Genomic DNA, 744 nt, shown 5'->3' with positions numbered 1-744 from the left:
GCCCTTCGCATCCCTATTAGGGTAGGGTCAATGGTTAAAGCAGATGTTGGCTAAACTCATCTAAAGAACTAGCTGTTAATGCCCTTGCCATCAAGGTATCCAATTGTTGGATATCTATGGCTTGTATTGTTTTAGATATCTCTGAAGGAATCGTTCCAAATCGTAGTTGGAGTATTCGTTCTATGCTAGCACGACGTTCTTGTTGAATGCCTTCTAATATCCCCTGTTGTCTGCCCTCTTTTATTCCCTCTTCTCTGCCTCTTAATTCTCCGACTGCCTCTGCCCCTTCTAGCATACTAATTTCATACCGTTTATCTTCCAGATATTTATGATACGCTGCTTTTTCTGTATTCGGTAGACTCTCAATCCTCAGGTTTTCTTTGGCTTGGGCTAATCCCCTGGCTTGGAATTCCTCCTTGATTTCACTATTTTTCAGGAAATATATCCATTCATCTAAACTGTTTCTGATCACATCATCAAACTGTTTCACTCTCAAGATGTAATATTCGGGAAATATCTGGTACACCTGCTCAATTGTGAACAACTCCTTCTGGAGATTTGATGGCTCTAGTTTGTCCTGGGTATGACGTCCTCGGAAATCTAATTTACCCTTATAAATGTAATCTTGTCCTTGGCCGAGGGGAAAGTAAACTATATTAATGGAGTAGACCTTTTTGACTTGACTATAAGGCTCTCCTTTATCCAGATATTCGGTAATCAGAGTCGAAACTCCAAATAACATCC

Annotated in this window: 1 protein-coding gene; it reads right to left on the bottom strand. The window is 40.3% G+C overall.

Annotated features, from left to right (window positions below; genetic code table 11):
• Positions 1 to 34: 34 nt before the first annotated feature.
• A partial coding sequence (locus F6J99_RS43830; RefSeq protein ID WP_293123429.1) for a DUF4351 domain-containing protein occupies positions 35 to 744 on the bottom strand: 710 nt, incomplete at its 5' end.

The organism is Moorena sp. SIO4G3, assembly GCF_010692305.1.
GTDB lineage: Bacteria > Cyanobacteriota > Cyanobacteriia > Cyanobacteriales > Coleofasciculaceae > Moorena > Moorena producens_A.
Note: the sequence above shows the minus strand (reverse complement) of the source record. Positions and strands in the feature narration are given on the sequence as shown.